Source organism: Burkholderia sp. Ac-20349, assembly GCF_017104865.1.
GTDB lineage: Bacteria > Pseudomonadota > Gammaproteobacteria > Burkholderiales > Burkholderiaceae > Burkholderia > Burkholderia aenigmatica.
This window is the reverse complement of sequence record NZ_JAAGPM010000100.1, coordinates 1-18,280: the sequence shown is the minus strand read 5'-3', so window position 1 is coordinate 18,280 and position 18,280 is coordinate 1. Positions and strand designations below refer to the sequence as shown.

General features: G+C 67.0%; 19 protein-coding genes and 1 tRNA gene. 8 read left to right on the top strand and 12 right to left on the bottom strand.

The window, feature by feature from the left end; genetic code table 11:
• Positions 1–104: 104 nt before the first annotated feature.
• The 4 genes from htpX to def all read right to left on the bottom strand — a co-directional run bounded on the left by htpX (position 105) and on the right by def (position 3,340).
• The gene (gene htpX, locus G3N61_RS27080) at positions 105–962 is read right to left on the bottom strand and encodes a zinc metalloprotease HtpX (RefSeq protein WP_011353570.1); all 858 of its coding nucleotides are present in this window, start codon (positions 960–962) and stop codon (positions 105–107) included.
• A 100-nt stretch (positions 963–1,062) separates the two neighbouring features.
• Positions 1,063–1,698: a LysE family translocator gene (locus tag G3N61_RS27075; RefSeq protein WP_205824028.1), complete on the bottom strand. Its 636-nt coding sequence runs from the start codon at positions 1,696–1,698 to the stop codon at positions 1,063–1,065.
• Positions 1,699–1,818: 120 nt separating this feature from the next.
• Entirely contained in the window at positions 1,819–2,802 is a 984-nt protein-coding gene (fmt, locus tag G3N61_RS27070; protein ID WP_205824027.1) for a methionyl-tRNA formyltransferase, read from the bottom strand.
• A gap of 34 nt (positions 2,803–2,836) precedes the next feature.
• Positions 2,837–3,340 (bottom strand): peptide deformylase, encoded by a 504-nt coding sequence (gene def / locus G3N61_RS27065; protein ID WP_011353573.1) that lies wholly within the window; start codon positions 3,338–3,340, stop codon positions 2,837–2,839.
• A 185-nt stretch (positions 3,341–3,525) separates the two neighbouring features.
• Here def and dprA point away from each other — a divergent pair, with 185 nt between their 5' ends.
• From dprA to G3N61_RS27050, 3 genes are all read left to right on the top strand, one after another.
• Positions 3,526–4,872: a DNA-processing protein DprA gene (gene dprA / locus G3N61_RS27060; RefSeq protein WP_241017927.1), complete on the top strand. Its 1,347-nt coding sequence runs from the start codon at positions 3,526–3,528 to the stop codon at positions 4,870–4,872.
• 36 nt (positions 4,873–4,908) lie between these two features.
• Positions 4,909–5,289: a thioredoxin family protein gene (locus G3N61_RS27055; protein WP_021159864.1), complete on the top strand. Its 381-nt coding sequence runs from the start codon at positions 4,909–4,911 to the stop codon at positions 5,287–5,289.
• Between the two features lie 193 nt (positions 5,290–5,482).
• Positions 5,483–8,104 carry a DNA topoisomerase III gene (locus G3N61_RS27050; RefSeq protein WP_043184744.1) on the top strand — a complete coding sequence of 874 codons (2,622 nt, stop codon included), beginning with the start codon at positions 5,483–5,485 and terminating at the stop codon, positions 8,102–8,104.
• Positions 8,105–8,233: 129 nt separating this feature from the next.
• Here G3N61_RS27050 and G3N61_RS27045 read toward each other — a convergent pair whose 3' ends face one another.
• Positions 8,234–9,283 (bottom strand): LysR family transcriptional regulator, encoded by a 1,050-nt coding sequence (locus tag G3N61_RS27045; RefSeq protein ID WP_043184745.1) that lies wholly within the window; start codon positions 9,281–9,283, stop codon positions 8,234–8,236.
• A gap of 426 nt (positions 9,284–9,709) precedes the next feature.
• On the opposite strand from G3N61_RS27045, the gene G3N61_RS27040 reads away from it, so the two are divergent.
• Positions 9,710–10,723, top strand: coding sequence for a D-2-hydroxyacid dehydrogenase family protein (locus G3N61_RS27040; RefSeq protein WP_043184746.1), 1,014 nt, complete (start codon positions 9,710–9,712; stop codon positions 10,721–10,723).
• Positions 10,724–10,771: 48 nt separating this feature from the next.
• On the opposite strand, the gene G3N61_RS27035 is transcribed toward G3N61_RS27040, so the two are convergent.
• Entirely contained in the window at positions 10,772–11,638 is an 867-nt protein-coding gene (locus tag G3N61_RS27035) for a patatin-like phospholipase family protein (protein ID WP_089451447.1), read from the bottom strand.
• Positions 11,639–11,646: 8 nt separating this feature from the next.
• Entirely contained in the window at positions 11,647–12,051 is a 405-nt protein-coding gene (locus tag G3N61_RS27030) for a PaaI family thioesterase (protein WP_043184748.1), read from the bottom strand.
• Between the two features lie 188 nt (positions 12,052–12,239).
• Between G3N61_RS27030 and G3N61_RS27025 the strand changes: the two genes are divergently transcribed.
• Positions 12,240–12,315 (top strand) — tRNA-Lys (locus tag G3N61_RS27025).
• A 192-nt stretch (positions 12,316–12,507) separates the two neighbouring features.
• A complete protein-coding gene (locus G3N61_RS27020) occupies positions 12,508–13,557 on the top strand; it encodes a DUF3592 domain-containing protein (protein ID WP_205824025.1) in 1,050 nt (349 codons plus the stop codon).
• A gap of 54 nt (positions 13,558–13,611) precedes the next feature.
• Here the strand turns inward: G3N61_RS27020 and G3N61_RS27015 are convergent, their stop codons facing one another.
• Positions 13,612–14,229 (bottom strand): CGNR zinc finger domain-containing protein, encoded by a 618-nt coding sequence (locus tag G3N61_RS27015; protein ID WP_205824024.1) that lies wholly within the window; start codon positions 14,227–14,229, stop codon positions 13,612–13,614.
• An 81-nt stretch (positions 14,230–14,310) separates the two neighbouring features.
• On the opposite strand from G3N61_RS27015, the gene G3N61_RS27010 reads away from it, so the two are divergent.
• Positions 14,311–15,126: an alpha/beta fold hydrolase gene (locus G3N61_RS27010; RefSeq protein WP_043185187.1), complete on the top strand. Its 816-nt coding sequence runs from the start codon at positions 14,311–14,313 to the stop codon at positions 15,124–15,126.
• A 30-nt stretch (positions 15,127–15,156) separates the two neighbouring features.
• Here the strand turns inward: G3N61_RS27010 and G3N61_RS27005 are convergent, their stop codons facing one another.
• Genes G3N61_RS27005 through G3N61_RS26995 form a run of 3 tightly spaced genes read right to left on the bottom strand, consistent with a single transcriptional unit; the run spans position 15,157 to position 17,389 of the window.
• Positions 15,157–15,915 (bottom strand): amino acid ABC transporter ATP-binding protein, encoded by a 759-nt coding sequence (locus tag G3N61_RS27005; protein ID WP_089451450.1) that lies wholly within the window; start codon positions 15,913–15,915, stop codon positions 15,157–15,159.
• The gene (locus G3N61_RS27000; RefSeq protein WP_043184753.1) at positions 15,912–16,592 is read right to left on the bottom strand and encodes an amino acid ABC transporter permease; all 681 of its coding nucleotides are present in this window, start codon (positions 16,590–16,592) and stop codon (positions 15,912–15,914) included. Before G3N61_RS27000 ends, G3N61_RS27005 begins: the two co-directional genes overlap by 4 nt.
• A 14-nt stretch (positions 16,593–16,606) precedes the next feature.
• On the bottom strand, positions 16,607–17,389 hold the full coding sequence (locus tag G3N61_RS26995; RefSeq protein WP_043185191.1) for an amino acid ABC transporter substrate-binding protein: 783 nt from the start codon (positions 17,387–17,389) through the stop codon (positions 16,607–16,609).
• A 326-nt stretch (positions 17,390–17,715) separates the two neighbouring features.
• Between G3N61_RS26995 and G3N61_RS26990 the strand changes: the two genes are divergently transcribed.
• Entirely contained in the window at positions 17,716–17,991 is a 276-nt protein-coding gene (locus G3N61_RS26990; RefSeq protein ID WP_205824023.1) for a hypothetical protein, read from the top strand.
• A gap of 89 nt (positions 17,992–18,080) precedes the next feature.
• Here the strand turns inward: G3N61_RS26990 and G3N61_RS26985 are convergent.
• A partial coding sequence (locus G3N61_RS26985) for an aldehyde dehydrogenase family protein (RefSeq protein WP_205824022.1) occupies positions 18,081–18,280 on the bottom strand: 200 nt, incomplete at its 5' end.

Below are 18,280 nucleotides of genomic sequence, written 5' to 3'. Positions count from 1 at the left end.
CTTTGGCCCCTTTACGGCACACACAAATGAAACACCCCGCAGCGCGAAGCGTGCGGGGTGGCATGACGGCCCCGCGCGGCAACTGCCGCACGGTGTGCCGTGGCTTAATCGAAGCGGCCGGTGCGCGCCATCTCCATCAGGCGCGCGATGCGCTCCTCGGTGGCCGGGTGCGTCGAGAACAGATTCTGCAGGCCGCCGCCGTGCAGCGGGTTCATGATCATCATCTGCGCGGTGGCCGGATGCTGCTCGGCCGCCTGGAACGGAATGCCCGCCGCATAGCGATGAATCTTGTCGAGCGCGGTCGCGAGCGATTGCGGATCGCCGGAAATCTGCGCGCCGCCGCGATCGGCCTCGAACTCGCGTGCCCGCGAAATCGCCATCTGGATCAAGGCGCCTGCGATCGGCGCGAGCAGCGCGACCGCGATACCCGCGATCGGGTTGGCCGGCCGGCCGTTCTCGTCGCGCCCGCCGAAGAACATCGCGAAGTTCGCGATTGCCGAGATCGCGCCCGCCATCGTCGCGGTGATCGTCGAGATCAGGATGTCGCGGTGCTTCACGTGCGCGAGTTCGTGCGCCATCACGCCGCGCATCTCGCGCTCCGACAGCACGCGCAGGATGCCCGTGGTCGCGGCAACCGCCGCATGCTCGGGGTTGCGGCCCGTCGCGAACGCGTTCGGCGCATCCTCGTTGATCAGGTAGACGCGCGGCATCGGCAGGTTCGCGCGCGTGGCCAGCTCGCGCACCATCCGGTAGAACTGCGGCGCCGTGTTCTCGTCGACTTCCTGCGCGTTGTACATGCGCAGCACCATCTTGTCCGAGAACCAGTAAGAGAAGAAATTCATGCCGAGCGCGAACAGCAGCGCAATCGTCATGCCACGCGAGCCGCCGATCATCCCGCCGATCACGATGAACAGGGCCGTGATCGCGGCCATCAGCATCGCCGTTTTGACCCAATTGAACATACCCACTCCTTATCCGTCAGGGGACCCGCCGCACATCAAAGGGCGCGGCGGAAAATTGTAAGCGATTTGTTAGATAAGGTCTTGCCGGAAAAATTCAATCTCAGCGTTGCGATGCTGCAAGACGAAGGCCGAGGCCGACAAAAGCGCTGCCGACCGTGCGGTCGAGCCATTTCCTGACGCCCGGCTTGCCGGAAAAGCGCGCCGTGACACTGCCCGCGACCCAGGCGACCAGGCTGGTCCACACCGTGCTCATGGCGACGAACACGCCACCGAGGGTCAGGAACGCCCATGCCTTGTGCGGGCTGTCGGCCGCCACGAACTGCGGGAAAAACGACACGAAGAACAGCACGACCTTCGGGTTCAGCACGTTGGTCCAGAAGCCCTGCATGAACAGCTGGCGCAGCGGCTTCGCGGCTTGCGCGGCCGCGGTGCCCGACGGCTCGGCCGCCTGCTTCGCGATGATCATCCGCACGCCGAGGTAGATCAGGTAGGCGGCGCCGACCAGCTTGATCACCGTGAACGCGGCAGCCGACGCCGCGAGCAGCGCGGTCAGGCCGAATGCGCAGGCGAGCGCGTGAACGCAGCAGCCGGCCGAAATGCCGAGTGCCGACATCAGCCCCGCGCCGCGGCCCTGCGCGACGCTGCGGCCGACGATATAAGCCGTATCGGGGCCGGGCGTGACGTTCAGCAGGAAGACTGCCAGCACGAAGAAGCCGAAATGGGTGATGCCGAACATGAAAACCTCAAAACCGGAAAGCGCAGGGAAATTCTACGCGCGCCTGCCGCACCGCGCGACTCGGCCGTTCGGCCGATTGCGCATGCCCGGCAGGCCGTGTCGAATGACAGTCAGCCCGCTTCAGGCAACGTCAGTCAGCGCGAAACGCTGGCCCGCGGCGAGCGGCGAGCCGGCCAGGAATTCGCGCGCGGGCAGCCGCTTGCCGCCCGGCTTCTGCAACTGCGTGACGCGCAGCGCACCGCTGCCGCACGCGACGACCACGCCTTCCGGCGCGGCTTCGACGATCGTGCCGGGCAGCGCGTCGCCGCGCGCCGCCACCGGCTCGGCCGCCCACAGCTTGATCGCCGCGCCGTCGAGCGTCGCGACGCCGCCCGGGAACGGATCGAACGCACGCACCTGGCGTGCAAGCACGTCGGCAGGCTTGCGCCAGTCGAGCGCCGCTTCGTGCTTGCCGATCTTTTCCGCATAGGTCACGCCGTCGGCCGGCTGCGGCGTCGCGGGCAGCGTGCCGTCGCGCTCGAGCTGCACGAGCGCGTCGATGATCAGTCGCGCGCCTTCGGCAGCGAGCCGGTCGTGCAGGGTCGCGGTCGTCTCGTCGGGCGCGATCGCAACGCGCGCCTCCTCGATCATCGCGCCGGTGTCGAGGCCGATATCCATCTGCATCAGCGTGACGCCCGTCTCGGCGTCGCCGGCCTCGATCGCACGGTGGATCGGCGCGGCGCCGCGCCAGCGCGGCAGCAGCGACGCGTGAATGTTGATGCAGCCGTCGCGCGGAATGTCGAGCACTTCCTGCGGCAACAGCAGGCCGTATGCGGCGACCACCATCACGTCATGCGGGGTCGTGCGCAGCAGCTCGATCGCATCGGCCGCCTCCGCCGGGTACTTGCCCGCGCGGCGCAGCGACGGCGGCTGCGCAACGGGCATCCCGTGCTCGACGGCGTAGCGCTTCACCGCGCTTGCCTGCAGTTTCATCCCGCGCCCGGCAGGACGATCGGGCTGGGTGAGCACGAGCGGCACCGGAAAACCGGCCTCGTGGATCGCGGCGAGGGCAGCCGCGGCGAATTCCGGCGTGCCGGCAAAAACTACGCGCAACGTATGGGTCATGACAGCGTTCGGGGTCGGGCAGGGTGAACGCGCGTCACATCGCGCGTTCGAGTTTCTTCATCTTCGTCTTGATGCGCGTCTGCTTGAGCGGCGACAGGTATTCGACGAACACGCGCCCCATCAGGTGATCCATCTCGTGCTGGACGCACACGGCCAGCAGGCCCTCGCAGTCGAGTTCGAAGGTCTCGCCCTGCTCGTTGAGCGCACGCACGCGCACGTGATCGGGACGCTCGACTTCGTCGTAGATGCCGGGCACCGACAGGCAGCCCTCTTCATAGATCTGCTTCTCGTCGCTCGACCACACGATCTCGGGGTTGATGAACGCGCGCAGTTCGTTCTTCTCCTCGGAGACGTCGATCACGATCACGCGCTCGTGCACGTCGACCTGCGTGGCCGCAAGGCCGATACCCGGTGCCGCGTACATGGTCTCGGCCATGTCGGCGACGAGCTTGCGGATCCGGTCGTCGACCTTGTCGACGGGCTTCGCGACCTTGTGCAGCCGCTTGTCGGGGTAATGAAGAATGTTGAGTAAAGCCATGGCGTTCGGTATTCGGTGGAGCGGCGTGCCGCATCGGCCATCCGGCCGGCTGGCGCTGCTGCCGGGATGCAATGAAGATGAGGCGGACGCGCGGCGAATCAATGCCGCGGATCATGCCTCCTGCAATCGGCCGTGCGCCTGCGCGCGCGGCCCTGTCGAGTATTTCGGATGATGAAAATTTTATCATGGCGCCACGCGGTCCGCTGGCCACCGCATTCGAGGGGCGCCTCATGTCGCCGCAAGCGCTGACCACCTCCGCACTGCGCGCGTGGCTGCAGCTCGCGCATGCGCCCGGCCTCGCCCCCGCCGTGCTGCAGGCACTGCTCGATGCGTTCGGCTCGCCGGACGCGCTGCTGCGCGCCTCCGACCGGGCCATCGCCGCCGTCACCAGCCCCGCCGCCGCCCTGGCCGTGCGCGCGAGCGAGCGCGACGGTCTCGACGCGCGCACCGACGCCGCGCTCGCCTGGCTCGACGCACCGGGCAATACGCTCGTCACGCTCAACGATCCCACCTACCCGCCACGGCTGCGCGACCTGCACGATCCGCCGCCGCTGCTATATGTAAAGGGCCGGCTCGACCTGCTGCACGCGCGCTCGCTCGCCGTGGTCGGCAGCCGTCACGCAACGCCGCAGGGGCACGCCGACGCGACGCGCTTCGCACGCGAGCTGTCCGACGCCGGGCTGCCGATCGTGTCGGGCCTCGCGCTCGGGATCGACGGCGCCGCACATCGCGGCGGGCTCGACGGCCGGTCGGGTACGGTCGCGGTGATCGCGACGGGCGCCGATCTCGTCTATCCGGCGCGGCACCGCACGCTCGCCCACGAGATCGCCGCACACGGCGCGATCGTGTCGGAATGGCCGCTCGGCACACCCGCCCGCGCTGCACACTTCCCGCAGCGCAATCGGCTGATCGCCGCGCTCGCGATCGGCGCGCTCGTCGTCGAGGCCGCCCCGCGCTCCGGCTCGCTGATCACCGCGCGGCTCGCGAACGAACTGGGGCGCGATGTATTCGCGATACCGGGCTCGATCCACGCGCCGCTCGCGCAGGGCTGCCACGCACTGATCCGCGACGGCGCGAAGCTGACGGCGGCGCCGCTCGACGTGCTCGAGGAATACGGGCTGGGCGAACCGAAAGCTGGCGTGGCGGGCGGTGCGGCGGGCTCCGGGCATCCGTGCGCGGACACCGGCGACCTCCGCGAAACCGAAGCCGCCACTCGGCGCGCCGCTGCCGGGGTCATCCAGACTGGCGACCCCGTTCCAGCCATCGCGCCCGTCCGGGACGAAGCACCGTCGCCGGCGCCACCGCTGCCCGCCAGCCCGTCAGAACAGGCCGTGCTGGCCGCATTGGGATACGGCCCCGTCACGTACGAATGGTTGACCGAGCACAGCGGCCTGCCCGACGACGTGCTGCATCGCGCGCTGCTTGCGCTGGAACTGGCCGGCCGCGTCGCCAGCCTCCCCGGTGGACGCTTCGCGCGGCTTGATGCGGCGCGCACCCCGCCCGTGCACGGCGTGCTACATTCCCCCGCATAGGGGCGGCCAAGCCGCCGACGATACCCAAGGAAACCCATGCCCGCGCTGAATCTCGACACCGATGCGGATCGGATCGCCGAGCGCCTCGCCGATCCCGGCACGTTGCTGGTCGCCTGCCTGTGCGCCGAGTGGTGCGGCACGTGCCGCGACTACCGGACGGCCTTCGACCAGCTCGCCGACGCGCATCCGGACGCCTGCTTCGCCTGGATCGACATCGAAACGCATGCCGACCAGCTCGACGATCTCGACGTCGAGAACTTCCCGACGATCCTGATCGAAGATACCCACACCGCCCGCTTCTTCGGCACGGTGCTGCCGCATGCGGCGATCGTCGAACGGATGCTGTCCGACCTGAGCGCGGTACCCGGTGCGCCGCACGCACCGAAATTGCGCAACGTCCTGACCGTCGAAGCCTGAATTCGCGAGCCGGCCCGGTGGTTTTGCGCGCGTTTGCGCGCCCCGCCGCGCCGGGCGCTTGCCGCCGTTGCGGCCCCCCTCTATGATGAGCCGCTTTTTGCACGCTGAGCCGCCATCGCTGCGGCGTGTGCTATAAAGCGGTCGTAAAAGGGACCCACAACCGGCGAACCCGGTCTACCAACACACACCTGTCATGTCCAAAGCACTGATCATTGCGGAAAAGCCTTCTGTCGCGAACGACATCGCACGCGCTTTGGGCGGCTTTACCAAGCATGACGAGTATTACGAAAGCGACGATTTCGTCCTTTCGTCCGCTGTCGGCCACCTGCTGGAAATCGCCGCCCCGGAAGAGTACGAGGTCAAGCGCGGGAAATGGAGCTTCGCGCATCTGCCCGTCATCCCCCCGCATTTCGACCTGAACCCGATCGCAAAAAGCGAGTCGCGCCTCAAGGTGCTCACCAAGCTGTTGAAGCGCAAGGATATCGACCGCCTGATCAACGCATGTGACGCGGGGCGCGAGGGCGAGCTGATTTTCCGCCTGATCGCGCAGCACGCGAAGGCGAAGCAGCCGGTCCAGCGCCTGTGGCTGCAGTCGATGACCCCGCAGGCGATCCGCGACGGCTTCGCGAACCTGCGCAGCGACGCGGACATGCTGCCGCTCGCCGACGCCGCACGCTGCCGCTCCGAAGCCGACTGGCTGGTCGGGATCAACGGCACCCGCGCGATGACCGCGTTCAACAGCAAGGGCGGCGGCTTCTTCCTGACGACGGTTGGTCGCGTTCAGACGCCAACATTGTCGATCGTCGTCGAACGCGAAGAGAAAATCCGCCGCTTCATCCCGCGCGACTACTGGGAAGTGAAGGCCGAATTCGCCTGCGCGGGCGGCTTCTACGAAGGCAAGTGGTTCGACCCGAAATTCAAGCGCGACGAATTCGACCCGGAAAAGCGCGACTCCCGCCTTTGGAGCCTGCCGGCTGCGGAAACGATCGTCGCCGCGTGCCGCGACCACGTCGGCACGGTCTCGGAGGAATCGAAGCCGTCGACGCAACTGTCGCCGCTGCTGTTCGACCTGACGAGCCTGCAGCGCGAAGCGAACAGCCGCTTCGGCTTCTCCGCGAAGAACACGCTCGGCCTCGCGCAGGCGCTGTATGAAAAGCACAAGGTGCTGACCTACCCGCGTACCGACGCGCGTGCGCTGCCGGAAGACTACCTGTCGACGGTCCAGTCCACGCTCGAGATGCTCAAGGAGAGCCACAACTACCTGCCGCATGCGAAGCAGGTGCTCGACAAGGGCTGGGTGAAGCCGAACAAGCGGATCTTCGACAACTCGAAGATCAGCGACCACTTTGCAATCATCCCGACGCTGCAGGCGCCGAAGTCGCTGTCCGAGCCGGAGCAGAAGCTGTACGACATGGTCGTGAAGCGCTTCCTCGCCGTGTTCTTCCCGGCCGCCGAATTCCGCGTCACGACGCGGATCACCGAAGTCGCCGGCCATCACTTCAAGACCGAAGGCAAGGTGCTCGTCGAGCCGGGCTGGCTGCAGGTGTACGGCCGCGACGCCGAAGGCGCGGATGCGAACCTCGTGCCGGTGCAGAAGGACGAGAAGGTGAAGACGGACGAAATCGCCGCCGTCGCGCTCGTCACGAAACCGCCCGCACGCTACTCGGAAGCGACGCTGCTGTCCGCGATGGAAGGCGCAGGCAAGCTCGTCGAGGACGACGAGCTGCGCGAGGCGATGGCCGCGAAGGGCCTCGGCACGCCGGCCACGCGCGCGGCGATCATCGAAGGCCTGCTCGGCGAGAAATACCTCGTGCGCGAAGGCCGCGAACTGATCCCGACCGCGAAGGCATTCCAGCTGATGACGCTGCTGCGCGGGCTCGGCGTGAAGGAACTCACCGCGCCCGAGCTCACCGGCGAATGGGAATACAAGCTGTCGCAGATGGAGCGCGGCAACCTCGGGCGTGAAGCGTTCATGCAGGAAATCGCCCGCATGACGCAGCAGATCGTCAAGCGCGCGAAGGAATACGATTCCGACACGATCCCCGGCGATTACGCGACGCTCGAGACGCCGTGCCCGAACTGCGGCGGCCAGGTGAAGGAAAACTACCGCCGCTTCGCGTGCACGAAGTGCGAGTTCTCGATCTCGAAGATCCCGGGCAGCCGGCAGTTCGAGATTGCGGAAGTCGAGGAGCTGCTGCGCGAGAAGACGATCGGCCCGCTGTCCGGCTTCCGCAGCAAGATGGGCCGCCCGTTCTCGGCGATCCTCAAGCTGTCCTTCGACGACGAGACGAAGAACTACAAGCTCGAGTTCGATTTCGGCCAGGACACGGGTGGTGAGGAAGGCGAGGCGCCCGACTTCTCCGCGCAGGAGCCGGTCGGCGCGTGCCCGAAGTGCAAGGGGCGCGTGTTCGAGCACGGGATGAGCTACGTGTGCGAGCACTCGGTGGCCAACCCGAAGACCTGCGACTTCCGCTCGGGCAAGGTGATCCTGCAGCAGGAAATCACGCGCGAGCAGATGGGCAAGCTGCTGGCCGACGGCCGCACGGATCTGCTGCCGAACTTCAAGTCGTCGCGCACGGGCCGCAACTTCAAGGCCTTCCTCGTGAAGCAGCCGGACGGCAAGATCGGCTTCGAGTTCGAGAAGAAGGAGCCGAAGGCCGCCGCCGCGAAGAAGACGGCAAAATCGGCGACGACGGATGCCGAAACCGTGACGGAAGGCGCCGAAGAGAAACCGGCACCGGCTCGCAAGACCGCCGCCAAGACCGCGACCAAGACGGCCGCTCGCAAAACGACGGCGCGCAAGACCGGCTCGTAACGATCCGGCCGCCGGGGCTTCCCCCGGCGCATCCGGCTCCGGCAGGCAGCCATAAAAAAACGCGGATCGATCGCTCGATCCGCGTTTTTTCTTTGTGCCGGCGGCAACCGCCGCCCGGCCGTCGCGCCGTTACAGCGGCGACGGCACCGCGACGCGCGTGCGCGACGAACGCGGCAGGCGCGGCGACAGGTTCGGGTCGGCCGCTTCCGGCTGCTCGGCACGCGTCTCCACACCGATCGGCGCCAGCGCAGAGCTCTGCGCGGCCCACTGCTCGCCCATCATCGCGTCGGTCGAGTGGCTGAAATGCTCGACGAGGTGGTCGATGAACGTGCGCACCTTCGCGGGCAGGTGGCGCCGGCTCGGGTAAGCGATGTTGATCTCGACCTGCGGCAGCCGGAAATCCGGCAGCAGCCGCACGAGCGCGCCACGCGCGATGTCGCTGCCGATCAGGTAGCTCGGCAGGATCGCGACCCCCATCCCGAGCAGCGCGAACTGGCGCAGCATCGCGGTGTTGTTCGCGACGATCACGTTGGTCGGGCGCACGCGCACTTCGCCGTCCGGACCCGTGAACACGCGCTCGTCGCCCCAGTATTCGGTCGGCAGGCTCAGGCTCGGGTGCTCGGCGAGATGCTCCGGATGGGTCGGCACGCCGTGCTTCTCCAGATAGCTCGGCGTCGCGCACACGGTCATGCAGCCGGTAGTCAGGCGCCGCGTGACGATGCTCGCGCTGCGCATCTGGCGCGTGACGACGATGCCGACGTCGAAGCCTTCCTCGACGAGATCGACCTGCCGGTCGACCAGCGTGAGATCCGGCACCACTTTCGGGAAATTCTCCGTGTACGACTGCAACACGGGCGCGAGGTTATGCAGGCCGAACACGACCGGCGCGACGATGCGCAGCGTGCCGACCGGCTCGTGATTGCGCGCGACGACCATCTGTTCGACGTCCTCGAGCTCATCGAGGATCTGCCGGGCACGCTCCAGATAGACCTGGCCCGACTCCGTCAGGGAAAGGCTGCGCGTGGTGCGGTTCAGCAAACGCGTGCCGAGCCGGCCTTCCAGATCGGCGACGTGACGCGTCGCGACCGCGTTGGAGATATCCATTGCACTCGCGGCCCGCGCAAAACTGCCGAGATCTGCAACCTTGACGAACACGCGCATCGACTGCAAATGATCCATAAACGACTCCTGCCGCTGTTACAACTTCAAAAAGATGAAGCAAATGCGTAATTCTCCTACGACAGCGGAAATGATGCAGAGTTGCTCAACAAGGCCCCTGTTGACGATAAAAATAGTCAAAAATCCTCGCCTTCTGCGGATAGTTGATCCAATTATTCTGATTGGAGCAACAATTGGGTGAACCTCGTCGAGTAAGTGGCCGAATCAGGAAGGACGTATTTGATGCGACACAACAGCGCACCCTTCCACCCGTCTCGCAAGCGGCGCCGGGTCAGGCTGCCGCCAATTGCGGCGGAGCGTAACAACCTGTTAAAAAGACACCATGGAGGCGGCCGACGTAGCATCATGTCGGCCCCGGCCGGGCGGGACGGGTGCGCGACGTGCGCCGCCGCCACCGCCGCTTTCAACGCGCGACACCCGCTCACCATGAAAATTGCCATCCTCGACGACTACCAGGACGCCGTCCGCAAGCTGAACTGCTTCGAGATGCTTGCCGACCACGACGTAAAGGTCTTCAACAATACGGTGCGCGGATTGGGACAGCTCGCCAGCCGTCTGGCGGAAGTCGAGGCGCTCGTGCTGATTCGCGAACGGACCCCGATTTCGTCGCAACTGCTCGCCAAGCTGCCGAACCTGCGCATGATCAGCCAGACCGGCCGCGTGTCGAGCCACATCGATCTCGAAGCCTGTACCGACCGCGGCATCGCGGTGCTCGAAGGCACGGGCTCGCCGGTCGCGCCCGCCGAACTGACCTGGGCACTCGTAATGGCCGCCCAGCGCCGCATTCCGCAGTACGTCGCGAACCTGAAGCAGGGCGCGTGGCAGCAGTCGGGCCTGAAGACGTCGGCGATGCCGCCGAACTTCGGCCTCGGCCAGGTGCTGCGCGGCCAGACGCTCGGTATCTGGGGCTACGGCAAGATCGGCCGGCTCGTCGCCGGCTACGGCAAGGCGTTCGGGATGAACGTGCTGATCTGGGGCCGCGAGCATTCGCTCGAGGCCGCGCGCGCCGACGGCTATACGGCCGCCGAAAGCCGCGAAGCGCTGTTCGAGCAGAGCGACGTGCTGTCGCTGCACCTGCGCATGCATGACGACACGCGCGGGATCGTGAAGCAGGAAGACCTGATGCGGATGAAGCCGACGTCGCTGCTCGTCAACACGAGCCGCGCCGAACTGCTCGAGGAAAATGCACTGGTCAACGCGTTGTCGCACAACCGTCCGGGGATGGTCGCGATCGACGTGTTCGAGAGCGAGCCGATCCTGCAGGGCTACAGCCTGCTGCGCATGGAAAACGTGATCTGCACGCCGCACATCGGCTATGTCGAGCGCGAAAGCTACGAGCTGTATTTCAGTGCAGCGTTCCGGAACATTCTCGCGTTCGACGACGGCGACATGTCGAGCGTCGCCAACCCGGAAGCGCTGACGCCGATCCGCAAGCGCTGACCGCACGGGCTGCGCACGCCGCGCGGCCCGCTTTTCCGATTCCCGCCATCAGGCGGCCACGCGGCCGCCCGTCATCGCGTCGACGCGCGTGAGGAAATGCTCGCCGTCGCGCCGCCCGAGGTCGTACGCATGTCGCATCTGCGACGGGCTCGTGTAATCCCAACTCGAAATCGGCACCTTGCTCGACGGCTGGACGTACAGCCGCCGCTGCTCGCCATGCGCGACCGTGAACATCTGCGGGCGCGGATACAGCCGCGTGACGAGCACCAGCACGTCGCCCGGCGCCGGGTCGAGCGCGTCGACCGGCACGTTGTCGACCATCCCGCCATCGAGCACGGGCCGGCCACCGCGGCGCAGCACCGGCGTGAACGGCGGCGTGCAGGACGACTGCAGGATCAGGTCGGCGAGTTCGTCGACTCGCGTGCAGGCCTGCGCGCGCACGAATTCCGGCCGAAAGCCGAGCGTGCGCCCGAGTGTCGGATGCAGCGTCTTGCGCACGTACTTCTCGATGTTGTACGCGACGAGGCCGGCGGCAACTGCGCTGCGTGCGCCGAGCCAGCGCGGCACGTGCGACACGCCGATGCGGATCTCCGGCGCCGCGGCAAGCTGCGCGAACGGCTCGCCGTAGATGTCGAGCAGCGCCTGACGGTAAATCCGGTAATGCGGAAACACGGGCTCGCGCCCGAACAGGTTGCCCCAGTACGCGTTCTTCCGGTTGTGGCGCAGCGCCTCTTCGTAATAGCGCATCACCCAGGCGGCGTCGCGCGTATACAGCATGCACGCGGTCGCCGCGCCGGCCGAGATGCCGGTGATCACGCGCGGGCGCAAGCCGAGCGCCGGCTGGACGACGTCCCAGAAGCCGGCCTGCCACCAGCAGCGATTGCCGCCGCCCGCGAAGACGATCTGGTCGAACATCGCGCCGCTCAGCTGATGAGCGCGTAGGTCGACGTCGCGTGGACCGCCATCTTGCCGTCCTCGTCGAACAGCTCGACTTCGCCGAATACGAGATTGCGGCCCATCCGCAGCACGCGCGCGGTGACGAGCACGTCGCCCTTGCGCACGGGACGCATGAAGTTCGTGTTCAACGATACGGTCGTCATCGGCCGGAACTCGCCGAGCGCGACCGAGATCGCGACCACCATTGCGGTGTCGGCGGCCGCCGTGAACACCTGGCCGCAGATCACACCGCCCGAATGGCGGAATTCGCCGGAAAACGGCAGGCGCAGCGTGACGCTGTCGTCGCCGATCGACACAGGGACCAGACCGAGCGAGCGGACCCAGGGGGCCAGCAGGCGATCCAGCAATTCGCGGACTGCGTTTTCGTCCATCTTCGAAAGCCCAGAAAGTGTTGCGCGACCGCCGCGCAACACGGTGGCGTCATCATACCGGGAGCGCGGAAACTGCGATCGCTCGTTATCGGGCCGACAGCTGCGGTTGTCGTGACGAAATATTTTGGGAAATTTGCAGAAAGGGCTTGCAAGACCCGAAATACCCATGCATAATCTTTCTTCTGTTGGGGGCGTTAGCTCAGTTGGTAGAGCAGCGGACTCTTAATCCGTAGGTCGAGTGTTCGAGTCACTCACGCCCCACCAGGAATTCCGAAGCCCGGTTAGCGAAAGCTAACCGGGCTTTTTCCTTTTCCGCCGCCGCACTCGCGACGCGCGCCCCCCCCTTTCGCAGTACGCCACCGCACGCCCGTTCCGCATCGTTTCCGCTAGAATCGTCCGACAAATATCACACGACCGGCGCAGGCACTGCCGTTTGCCCGCCGGCACTGAGAGAACATGGGACGTCACACATGGAAGCATGTAACCGAGACGCGACCATTCAGAGAGCCTGGTTGCGCCGATATCGGCGAGTCCGTCGGGACACGCCACTCCCCCGATCACACCGGCATCCGCAGTGCGACGCACGAACCGGATCCGGTCATGCCGGGTAAGGACGCGCTCGTCGCAATCGCGCTCGGCGTCCTGCTGCTCGTGCTGGCTGGCATGCTCGCCGTCACGGCCGGCCAGGCGACCGGCCAGCTGGTTCGGGCGCCGGGCACCGTCGTGCGCATCGTGCAGGACAGCGACGCGATGCGCGCGTATCGGCCGATCGTCGCGTACCTCGCGAACGACGGCCAGCGCCGCGAAGTCGCCGGCAATACCGCATCGACCGCCCCCGCCTACGACATCGGCGAGAACGTCGAGGTATGGCTCGACCCGACCCACCCCGAACGCCCCGCACTGATCGACGATTTCGCGCAACGCTGGTTTCCAGCCGCCGTGCCGGCGCTGCTCGCCATCGCGTCGTTCGCGATCGGCGGCCTCCTGATCGTCGGCGAACGCCGCCGCCGGTCGTCCGCCCCGCCGCCGGCCCGCCCTGCCCGCAAGCACGCGCGGAGCCGCTGGGATATCGCGATCGTGCTGATTCCGATCGCGATCGGCACGGGCTTCGTCGCCGGTGCCGGCGCGGCCGGCCTGCGTCAGTGGCAGATCGTCCACCACTATGCGCGTTCGACCGGCCATGTCGTCGAGATCGCTAAAAACGCGCGCTCGACCCGCTCGCGCACGTCGCTGTATTCGGCGATCGTCGCGTTCACGACCGACAGCGGACGCCAGATCACGTTCGCCCAGGGCTCGGCGTCGTCACATCCGGGCCTGCACGAAGGTGAAGCGGTCAACGTGCTGTACGACCCCGTCACCCCCGAGCGCGCGATCGTCGACCGCTTCTGGGATCGCTGGGGCCTCACGGCCATCCTGTTCGTGATCGGCGCGCCGTTCCTCGCCGCCGGGCTGTTCATCGCCGTGACGCTCTGGCCGGAACACCCGCCGCACGAAGCCGCTCGATGACGCTCGCGCGCCGGCCGCGCACCGCGTGGCACGGCAACCGGCTCGGCGCGGGCGTCACCGCTCCCTGAACGCCTCCACCTTCGCGCGATTCCCGCACGTGCGCATGTCGCACCAGCGGCGCCCGACGCCGCGGCCGCGATCGACGAAGAACCACGTGCACCGGCCGCACTGCCGCACCCGCGCGAAATCGTCGCTGCGCAGCAGTTGCTCGAAGCCGAGCGCAGCCGCATCGACCCAGCGCGACGCGGCGCGCGCGTCGGGCCGCCATGCGAACCGGCCGTCGACCGCATCGAACGCGCTGCGCCCGATCGCCTCGCGGATCGCGACGGCGAGCCGGTCCGCCGCGCGCGCGCCGGCCGTGCCGCCGCCGCTTCCGGCCGTCAGGTGCGCGATCGCGACGTACGCATCCTCGCGAAAACGATGCAGCGCCGCCAATGCGTCCGCACCGTCCTGCCGCGCATGACGCAGAAGCCGCGCCAGATCGGCCGGCGCGAGCAGCCCCGATCGTTCGGCCCACGCATGCACGGCCGGCCAGTCGACGAGCTTGTCCGCGTCGCGCGTCTTGCCCGTGTCGGCCACCGTATTGAGGAAGTCGAGCGCCGGATGGCCGCCGACGAAATCGGCCGCACCCCATTCGTGCGCGGGTCGCTCACGCTCGTATCGAGTAACCATTTAATTTCACCTATCGGTTTCACACCCGGACGATCCGGAGTAACCTGTTAACAACCAAAACAGGTTAGCACGGAGATGCCGATGCTCGAACTCGCCAATCGCTTCATGTTCGAAGGCCACCGGATTGCCTGGGGCTCGCTCGGCGAAGGCCCGCCGCTCGTGCTCGTGCACGGCACGCCGTTTTCGTCGCAGGTGTGGCGCCGGATCGCGCCGTGGCTCGCGCGGCGTCATCGCGTGTTCTTCTACGACCTGCTCGGCTACGGTCAATCCGACATGCCGGACGCGGATGTATCGCTCGGCCGCCAGAACGGGCTGTTCGGCGCGATGCTCGATGAGTGGAAGATTTCACGCCCGCGCGTGCTCGCGCACGACTACGGCGGCGCAACCGTGCTGCGCGCGCACTTCCTCGACGGCATCGCCTACGCGGACCTCACGCTCGTGAATCCGGTCGCGATCGCGCCGCAGGGTTCGCCGTTCGTGCGCCACGTCGCGCAGCACGAAGCCGCCTTCACCGGATTGCCCGCGTATGCGCATCACGCACTCGTGACGGCCTATCTCGGCAATGCGGTCGCCCGGCCGCTGAGCGACGACGCGCTGTCGATCTACCGCGCGCCGTGGCTCACACCCGACGGTCAGGCCGCGTTCTATCGCCAGATCGCGCAGATGCGCCAGCGCTACATCGAGGAAGCCGAGGCGCGTTATGCGCCGCCGGACTTTCCGGTGCGCATCGTGTGGGGCGAGGACGATGCGTGGATTCCGCTCGAACAGGGGCAGGCGCTGGCCGATCGCATCGCGAACGGCCAGCTGATCAGGGTGCCGCGCGCGGGCCACCTGGTGCAGGAAGATGCGCCGGAGGCGATCGTCGCGGCGGTGCTCGACGGATCAGGGCAAGGTTGACGCCGCCGGTAATGCTGGTCGCGGGTCGCGTCAGAACACCGGCACGCCCGGCGCGAGTGTCGAGATGAACTTCGCGGTGCGCGGATCGCGCGGGCCGCCGAACAGGTCGCGCGACGCACCGGCCTCGACGACGCGGCCCTCTGCGAGAAACACCGCGTCGTGCGCGATCGATGCGGCCAGTCGCAGGTCGTGCGTCGCCATCAGCATCGTCGTGCCTTCGCGCGCGAGCTGGCGCAGCACCTCGACCACTTCGACCGACAACTCCGGATCGAGCGCCGACGTCGGCTCGTCGCACAGCAGCACCTGCGGCGACGGCGCGAGCGCACGTGCGATCGCGACGCGTTGCTGCTGGCCGCCCGACAGCGTGCCGGGCCACGCGTCGGCCTTGTCCGCGATGCCGACCTTCTCGAGCAGTTCGAGCGCGCGTTCGCGGGCCCGTTCGCGCGGCCAACGCTGCACGGTGACGAGCCCTTCCATCACGTTCTGCACGACGCTAAGGTGCGGAAACAGCTGGAAGTTCTGGAACACCATGCCGGTCTGGCGGCGCACCGCAAACACCGCGTCGCGCGCCGGCCGGTACGCCGGCGAGAAGTCGATGCGTGCATCGCCGACCGTCAGCGTGCCCGCCTCAGGCACTTCGAGCAGGTTCACGCAACGCAGCAGCGTGCTCTTGCCGCTGCCGGACGGCCCGATCAGCGCCGTCACGCTGCCGGGCTGCAACGCGAGGTCGATCCCGTGCAGCACACGATGCGTGCCGAACGACTTGTCGATGCGTTCGAGCCGGATCATCGCCACTCCGCCTGGAACAGCGCGTGACGGCCGAAGCGGATTTCGAGGCGACGCTGCAGCGTGGACAGCACCGAGCTGAGCAGCAGATAGATCAGCGCGGCTTCCGTATAGAGAATCATCGGCTCGTAGGTCACGGCCGCGATCCGCTGCGCGGCCTGGAAGATCTCCGGCACGGTCAGCACCGCCGCGAGCGAGGTGTCCTTCACGAGCGAAATGAACGCATTCGACAGCGCCGGCAGCGCGACGCGCGCGGCCTGCGGCAGGATCGCGCGGCGCAGCGCCTGCGGGCGCGTCATCGCCATCGAGTATGCGGCCTCCCACTGCCCCTTCGGAATCGATTCGATCACGCCACGGATCACCTCGGCGTTGTACGCGCCGACGTTCAGCGAGAAACCGATCACGGCGGCCGTCAGCGGATCGAGCACGATGCCGACGCTCGGCAGGCCGTAGAAGATCACGAACAGCTGCACGAGCAGCGGCGAACCGCGAAACAGCCAGATGTAGAAACGCACGGCGGCCTGCGCCCAGCGCGGCCCGAACAGCCGCACGAGCGCCGCGCCGAAGGCGAGCAGCAGGCCGATCGCGAACGACGCGAGCGTGAGCGGCACCGTGAACACGAGCCCCGCGACGAGCAGGGGCCGCAGCGATTCCGCCATCAGGTGAAGCCAGGCCGGCATCGTTCAACCTCGCGTCACGGCTGCGACACGTCGCGACCGAAATACTTCTGCGAGATCTTCGCGTAGGTACCGTCTGCCTTGATGTCCGCGAGCGCCTTGTCGATCGCCGCCACCAGCGCGGGGCTGCCCTTGCGCAGCAGCACGCCCGATGCGTCGCTCGCGCCGCCCGTGTCGGTCGCCGCGATCTTCAGTTTCGCGTCCGGCTTGTGCTTGCGGAAATCGAGGTACGACAGCGAATCGTTGATCGTCGCGTCGACGCGCCCCGAGCTCAGCAGGTCGATCGATTCGTTGAAGCCCTGCACGGGCACCACATCTGCGCCGTGCGCGGCCGCGAGCTTGCCGAAATTGCTGGTCAGCGTGTTCGCGGATTTCTTGCCCTTGAGATCGTCGAACGAGCGGATCGTCGTGTTGTCCGCGCGCACGATCAGCACCGCGCGCGACGTGATGTACGGCGTCGAGAAATCGTATTTCGCCTTGCGCGCGTCGGTGATCGACACTTCGTTGACGACCGCGTCGTAGCGGTTCACGTCGAGGCCCGCGATCAGCCCGTCCCACTTGCCTTCGACGAACTGCGGCTTCACGCCGAGACGCTGCGCGATCGCGGTCGCGATGTCGACGTCGAAGCCCGTCAGCTTGCCGGTTTCGTCGTGGTACGTGAACGGCGCGTAGGTGCCTTCGGTACCGACCCGGAACACGCCGGACGACTTGATCTGCGACAGGTCGTCGGCAGCCAGAGCGCTCGTGACCGAAACGGCCTGCAGCATGGCGACGACCAGGATGGAACGAAGGAATTTCATGGTGCGGACCCCGAATGATTGGAGGGAATATTCCCGAGGCACATGCATGCCGTTCGAGAGGTCCGCGAATTCTACCGACGCGTCGAAGCGCGGCAAAAACGCAAATCGGCTATCGATATGAGCGCGTCGAATAACGCGCCGGCCGGCCACGCTCATCCCGCAGATGAAATCCGTCGCGATGCAGCACGACGATCGTCCGACGATTCGTTACCGGCGGTTACAGAAGCGACACCGCGGTATCACCCATTCGGCATGCGCTACGTACCATGAAGACAGGTGAACCTGTTGCTCGCGGGCCTTGCCCCCACGAGCGGAGTGAACGGCAAATGAAACGCATCCTGTTGTCCAGTGCGCTCGGCATCGCGGCCGCCTGCCTGTCGGCAAGTGCGTTCGCGCATGCCGACATCGGCGTGTACTTCGGCGTGCCGGGGCCGGTGATCGAGGCGCCGCCGCCTGTCTACTACACGCCGCCGCCCGTCGTGTACGAGCCTGCGCCGGTCTATTACGGCCCGTACTACGGCGAATATCGCTATCGCCGCTACCGGCACGACAACGGCTGGCATCGCGGCCGGCGACATCACCGCGACGACGACGACGATTGACCGTCGCCTGGCGCCCGTCGCAGGCGCATCCCGCCGGGGGACATTCCGCGCGCCGGCCTTCGAGCCGGCGCGTCCGCATTACACGTCACTTACCACGGCAGCGAATACGTCTTCGTATTCGTGAAGCTCTTCATCGCTTCCTGCACGCCTTCCTTGTAGCCGAGCCCCGAATCCTTCACGCCGCCGAACGGCGTCAGTTCGAGCCGGTAGCCCGGTACTTCGCGCACGTTCACGCTGCCGACTTCCAGCTCGGTGATGAAGCGCGTAATGCTGTCGAAGCGGTTCGTGC

Excerpts from the sequence above, each read along its gene's own strand:
- G3N61_RS26990 (WP_205824023.1), top strand. The coding sequence starts at position 17,716 with ATGAAACGCATCCTGTTGTCCAGTGCGCTCGGCATCGCGGCCGCCTGC.
- G3N61_RS27000 (WP_043184753.1), bottom strand. The coding sequence starts at position 16,592 with ATGCCGGCCTGGCTTCACCTGATGGCGGAATCGCTGCGGCCCCTGCTC.
- htpX (WP_011353570.1), bottom strand. The coding sequence starts at position 962 with ATGTTCAATTGGGTCAAAACGGCGATGCTGATGGCCGCGATCACGGCC.
- G3N61_RS27020 (WP_205824025.1), top strand. The coding sequence starts at position 12,508 with ATGGGACGTCACACATGGAAGCATGTAACCGAGACGCGACCATTCAGA.
- G3N61_RS27075 (WP_205824028.1), bottom strand. The coding sequence starts at position 1,698 with ATGTTCGGCATCACCCATTTCGGCTTCTTCGTGCTGGCAGTCTTCCTG.
- G3N61_RS27015 (WP_205824024.1), bottom strand. The coding sequence starts at position 14,229 with ATGGTTACTCGATACGAGCGTGAGCGACCCGCGCACGAATGGGGTGCG.
- G3N61_RS27010 (WP_043185187.1), top strand. The coding sequence starts at position 14,311 with ATGCTCGAACTCGCCAATCGCTTCATGTTCGAAGGCCACCGGATTGCC.
- G3N61_RS27050 (WP_043184744.1), top strand. The coding sequence starts at position 5,483 with ATGTCCAAAGCACTGATCATTGCGGAAAAGCCTTCTGTCGCGAACGAC.
- def (WP_011353573.1), bottom strand. The coding sequence starts at position 3,340 with ATGGCTTTACTCAACATTCTTCATTACCCCGACAAGCGGCTGCACAAG.
- G3N61_RS27045 (WP_043184745.1), bottom strand. The coding sequence starts at position 9,283 with ATGGATCATTTGCAGTCGATGCGCGTGTTCGTCAAGGTTGCAGATCTC.
- fmt (WP_205824027.1), bottom strand. The coding sequence starts at position 2,802 with ATGACCCATACGTTGCGCGTAGTTTTTGCCGGCACGCCGGAATTCGCC.
- G3N61_RS27055 (WP_021159864.1), top strand. The coding sequence starts at position 4,909 with ATGCCCGCGCTGAATCTCGACACCGATGCGGATCGGATCGCCGAGCGC.
- G3N61_RS27030 (WP_043184748.1), bottom strand. The coding sequence starts at position 12,051 with ATGGACGAAAACGCAGTCCGCGAATTGCTGGATCGCCTGCTGGCCCCC.
- dprA (WP_241017927.1), top strand. The coding sequence starts at position 3,526 with ATGGCGCCACGCGGTCCGCTGGCCACCGCATTCGAGGGGCGCCTCATG.
- G3N61_RS27035 (WP_089451447.1), bottom strand. The coding sequence starts at position 11,638 with ATGTTCGACCAGATCGTCTTCGCGGGCGGCGGCAATCGCTGCTGGTGG.
- G3N61_RS26995 (WP_043185191.1), bottom strand. The coding sequence starts at position 17,389 with ATGAAATTCCTTCGTTCCATCCTGGTCGTCGCCATGCTGCAGGCCGTT.
- G3N61_RS27005 (WP_089451450.1), bottom strand. The coding sequence starts at position 15,915 with ATGATCCGGCTCGAACGCATCGACAAGTCGTTCGGCACGCATCGTGTG.
- G3N61_RS27040 (WP_043184746.1), top strand. The coding sequence starts at position 9,710 with ATGAAAATTGCCATCCTCGACGACTACCAGGACGCCGTCCGCAAGCTG.